Source organism: Delftia sp. JD2, assembly GCF_001682645.1.
In the GTDB taxonomy this organism is placed as follows: domain Bacteria; phylum Pseudomonadota; class Gammaproteobacteria; order Burkholderiales; family Burkholderiaceae_C; genus Comamonas; species Comamonas acidovorans.
Genome location: NZ_LFJT01000120.1, coordinates 1 through 5,036 on the forward strand (window position 1 = coordinate 1; position 5,036 = coordinate 5,036).

General features: G+C 68.5%; 4 protein-coding genes. All 4 read left to right on the forward strand.

The genetic code is table 11. From position 1 onward, the window contains the following. Positions 1-1,364 (forward strand): TonB-dependent receptor (locus ACM14_RS29975; RefSeq protein ID WP_139093533.1); only part of this gene is annotated, 1,364 nt, incomplete at its 5' end. Positions 1,365-1,469: 105 nt separating this feature from the next. Continuing rightward, on the forward strand, positions 1,470-1,979 hold the full coding sequence (locus tag ACM14_RS29980; RefSeq protein ID WP_047470604.1) for a sigma-70 family RNA polymerase sigma factor: 510 nt from the start codon (positions 1,470-1,472) through the stop codon (positions 1,977-1,979). Then, positions 1,976-2,986 carry a FecR domain-containing protein gene (locus ACM14_RS29985; protein WP_065348153.1) on the forward strand — a complete coding sequence of 337 codons (1,011 nt, stop codon included), beginning with the start codon at positions 1,976-1,978 and terminating at the stop codon, positions 2,984-2,986. Before ACM14_RS29980 ends, ACM14_RS29985 begins: the two co-directional genes overlap by 4 nt. A gap of 164 nt (positions 2,987-3,150) precedes the next feature. Next, positions 3,151-5,036 (forward strand): TonB-dependent receptor (locus ACM14_RS29990; RefSeq protein WP_065348154.1); only part of this gene is annotated, 1,886 nt, incomplete at its 3' end.

Here is a 5,036-nt window from a genome sequence, read left to right on the forward strand (position 1 = left end):
ACCAGGCCAACCGGCCCACCTGCTCGACCTGGGGCGGCCTGCCGCTGGTCTTCACGAACGGCATGCCGGCCGACTGGAGCACCTCCAAGACCACGGCCGCGAACTGGACGCGCTGGAACAGCACCAACAAAAACATCTTCGCCAACCTGCAGCACCGCTTTGGCAACGACTGGAAGCTCAAGGCCAACTTCGTGCACCGCGACAGCGCCTACGACGCCAAGCTGCTGTACCTCATGCGCCAGCCCGACATCACCACCGGCCTGGGCATGGCCGCCCTGCCCAACTACTCCGAATACAGCTTCCAGCAAAACAGCGCCGACCTGCAGGTGACGGGCGGCTGGGAACTGGGCGGGCGCCGCCATGAGGCCGTTGTCGGCCTGAGCAGCAGCCGTGCCCGCGAGCACAAGGCCGGCCATGCGCGCACCAGCCCGCTGCAGGACGTGGGCAACTACTACCAATGGGACGGCTCCTATGCCGAGCCCACCTGGGGGCCGCTGACCACCAGCAGCCTGGACCACACGCGCCAGGACGCGCTGTACGGCGCGCTGCGCCTGTCGCTGGCCGATCCGGTCAAGCTCATCGTGGGCGGGCGCCAGAGCAGCTGGAAGGTGCGCAGCCTCAGCGAGGTGCGCGACCACAACGTCTTCATCCCCTACGCAGGCCTGGTGCTGGACCTGAGCGAAGGCTTCTCGGCCTATGCCAGCTACACCGACATCTTCCAGCCCCAGAACTACCGCGACCGTGGCGGCAGCTACCTGGACCCCGTGGCGGGCAAGAGCTTCGAGATCGGCATCAAGGGCGAGCACCTGGACGGCAGGCTCAACAGCTCGCTGTCCGTCTTCCGCATCCAGCAGGACAACGTGGCCCAGCTGGACGAAGGCCAGGTCGTGCCCGGCACCACCGACTTCGCCTACTACGGCGCCAAGGGCGTGACCAGCAAGGGCTTCGAGGCCCAGGTCTCGGGCGAACTGGCCACGGGCTGGAACCTGTCGGCCGGCATCGCCCACACCGTCGCGCGTGACGCCCAGGGCCTGTCCATCAACGCCTGGGCGCCCAAGACCCAGGCCCAGCTGTTCACTTCCTACCGCCTGCCCGGTGGATGGAATCAGCTCACCGTGGGCGGCGGCCTGCAATGGCAAAGCCGCACCCGCGCCAGCGTCTTCGTGGCGGGCAATGACCTGGTCTTCGAGCAGAAATCCTTCGCCACCGCCAGCCTCATGGCGCGCTATGCCTTCAGCCCCAGGCTCTCGCTGCAGCTGAACCTCAACAACCTCTTCAACAAGAAGTACTACGTCAACATCGACGGCCAGGGCCAGTTCGGCACGCCGCGCCAGGCCATGGCGGTGCTGAACTACAAGTTCTGAGTGGACAGGGCGGCGGGGGCAACAGCGCAGGCCAACCGTTAGAATGCAAATGAGAATTGATCTCATATTTCGGGCCAGCCGCCCACGCATTCCTCCTCCCGCGCCATGCCTGCCGCCGAAACCTCCCTTCACCGCGAAGTCGCCACGCTCTACACCGACCACCACGGCTGGCTGCAGGGCTGGCTGCGCAAGAAGCTGGGTGATGTGCACCAGGCGGCCGATCTGGCGCACGACACCTTTGTGCGCCTGCTGGCGCGCGACGAGCCTGTGCAGGCGCGTGAGCCGCGCGCCTTCCTGACCACGGTGGCGCAGCGCGTGCTGGCCAACCACTATCGGCGCCAGCAACTGGAGCGCGCGTATCTGGAGGCGCTGGCCCAGGCGCCGCAGTCCTTTGCCATCTCGCCCGAGGAGCGCGCGCTGCTGCTGGAGGCGCTGGACGAGATCGACCGCATGCTCGACGGCCTGCCTGCCCCCGTGCGGCGGGCCTTTCTGATGGCCCAGCTGGACGGCATGAAGCAGGCCGACATTGCGCGCGAGCTGGGCCTGTCGCTGACCACCGTCAAGCGCTACCTGGTGCAGGCCGGCATGCACTGCTATTTCGCGGTGGATGCATGACGGCGCCGGGAGCCGGCCTGCCGCCCGAGGTAGCGCGCAGTGCCATCGAGTGGTGGCTGAAGCACCAGGATGGCCAGCTGTCCGATGAGTTGGCCCGCGAATGGCAAGCCTGGCAGGCCTGGCGCGCGGCCGATCCGCTGCACGAGCAGGCCTGGCAGCGCATCACTGCAGTCAACCAGCGGCTGGCTGGGCTGGTGGCGCCGCCGCAATCACCGATAGCCCGGGCTGCGCTGGCTCCGCGTGGTTCCGCTCGCCGGCGCGTGATCCGGTCCCTGGCCGTTGCGGCCTTTGGTGCCGGCATTGCCTGGCAGCTGGAGCAGCGCCTGCCCTGGCAAGGCTGGGTGGCCGATGCACGCACGGCGCGGGGCGAGCGTCGGCAGATGGCGTTGCCGGACGGCACGCAGATCGTGCTCAACGGCGCCAGCGCGCTGGGCATCGAATACGGTCCCCGGCACCGCCGCCTGCGCCTGTTGCAGGGCGAGGTGCTGGTCACCACGGCCAAGGACACCGAGCAGCCCGCCCGGCCCTTTGCCGTGCAGACCACTGCGGGCGAGGCGCTCGCCCTGGGGACGCGGTTTTCCGTGCGTGCGCTCGCGGATGGTGATTTCCAGGTGGGTGTGTTCGAGGGTGCCGTGCGCCTGACTCCCCGGCTGGCCGGCCACAGTGTGCTGGTGCTCAGGGCGGGCGAGCAGGCCACGCTGCGGGCCGATGGCGTCTCGCCAGCCACCGCCGTGCATGAGGACAGCACCGCCTGGACCGAGGGCATGCTGGTGGCGCGCGGCATGCCGCTGGCCCGGATGCTGCAGGCGCTGCAGCCGTACAGCGATGCGGCCCTGGCCTGCGAGCCCGAAGTGGCCAACCTGCGCATCTCAGGCACCTATCCGCTGGCCGAGGTGCCGCGCGTGCTGGCCGTGATCGGTGCGCTGCCGGGACTGGAGCTGCGCTCCATGACGCGCTGGTGGGGCCGGCGCGAGGTGGTGGTGGGCAAGAAGGCGGCAGGGGCTTGAAGGGGTCTACGCAGTTTTTTTGAAGAAATCTGCGCCCGGGGTGGTCTGTTTCGAGAACTCGCGGGACATGGAGGAAGAGGGGAGGCTTGCCATGCCGGGCCCGCCCATCGATTCGTCCATTCATCCGTTTGTCTTTTCCTTCCAGGCCCAGTCCTTCGCACACCATGGCATATCCCGCAGCGCCCCGGCGCTTTCCCTGCGCCTTGCGCCCCTCCGTCGTCCCGTCCCGTGGCCTGTTGCTGGCTTTGGCCTGCGCGGGGCTGGGCAGCAACCTGTGGGCGCAGGCGCCTTCGCCGTCCGTCAACACCACGGCCGCCACAGCAGCCAAACGCAGCTACCAGATTCCGGCGGGCACGCTGGAGGACGCGCTCAACCGATTCGGGCGCGACTCGGGTTTGCTGCTGTCCTTCACCCAGGAACAGGTCCAGGGCCTGCGCAGCCCGGGGCTGCAGGGCAGCCACACCGCGCAGGCCGGCCTGGCCGCGCTGCTGCAGGGCACGGGGCTGGAGGCGGCGGTGCAGCCGCAAGGCGGCTATGTGCTGCGCCAGCGCGCCGTGCCCGATGCCCGGGCGCCAGACGTTGCCCCGCGCGCGGTGTCGCTGGCCGAGGTGCGCGTGGCCGCGCGCCGCGCCGGTGACGGCACGACCGAAGGCACGGGCTCCTACACCAGCCGCGTGACCAGCATTGCCTCCAAGACGGACCAGTCGTTCCGCGAGATTGCGCAGTCGGTATCGGTGGTCACACGCGAACAGCTCGACGACCAGCGCGTGACCGATGTGACCGAGGCCCTCAAGCTCACGCCCGGCGTGGTCGTGGCCAATACCGTGGGCGACTTCTATTCGCGGGGCTTTCAGATCACCAGCATGCAGATCGACGGCGGCGCGCCGCTGGCTTTGGGCGCCTACACCTATTCGCCGCAGCAGGACATGGCCTTCTACGACCGCGTCGAAGTCATGCGCGGCGCCTCGGGCCTGCTGGGCGGCGTGGGCGATCCGGGCGGCATCATCAACCTGGTGCGCAAGAAGCCGCTGGCCCAGCGGCAGTTCAAGGCCGCGCTGTCGGCCGGCTCCTGGAGCCGGCGCGGCGTGGAGCTCGATGCCAGCGCGCCGCTGGCCGACGACGGCCGCGTGCGCGGCCGCGCCGTGCTGTCCTACCACAAGGGCGACTCCTACATGGACCTGCGCAGCAGCGAAAAGCCCTCGCTCTACGGCGTGCTGGAGGCCGACCTCACGCCCGACACCCTGCTGACCGTGGGCGGCAGCTACGGAAAGACCCATGAGAACGGCGACTATGCCGGCCTGCCGCGCTTTGCCGACGGGAGCAGCCTGGGCCTGCCGCGCCACACCAACTTCACCCAGCCCTGGGCCTATTACGACTACGAGACCAAGGAGCTGTTCGCCCAGCTCGAGCACAAGTTCGACAACCGCTGGAAGGCCAAGCTCAACGTCTCGCGCGTGGAGACCGAGCTGGACCGCTTCTGGGTCTACATGGGCGGCGCCATCAACCCGCAGACCCTGGCGGGTGCGGTCTGGCGCGGCGGCCACATCCAGTCCGGCAATACGCAGGAGGTGGTGGACCTGAGCCTGGGCGGTCCCTTCCAGCTCATGGGCCGCACGCATGAATTGCTGCTGGGCGCGGACTGGCAGCGCGTGGAAAGCTTCTGGCAAAGCGCCAATTTCACGGGCAGCGGCACCGTGGCCAGCAATCCGTTTGCTCCCAGCATCTGGACGCCGCCCACGGAAACCTACTTCAACACCCGCTACGGCCCCTGGGGCCAAAAGCAGATGGGCGGCTATGGCGTGCTGCGCCTGCATCCCACGGACAGGCTGCACCTCATCCTGGGTGCGCGCGCCAGCCGCTACGACTTCCAGCAGTCGATCTGGAACCTGGATGCGCAGGGCAACCGCACGCCCTGGTCGAACACGCCGTTCAAGGAACCCACCAAGATCACGCCCTATGGCGGGGTGATCTATGACCTGAACAGCCAGTGGTCGGCCTATGCCAGCTATTCGTCCATCTTCAAGCCGCAGGCGCTGAGCATGGCGGGCCC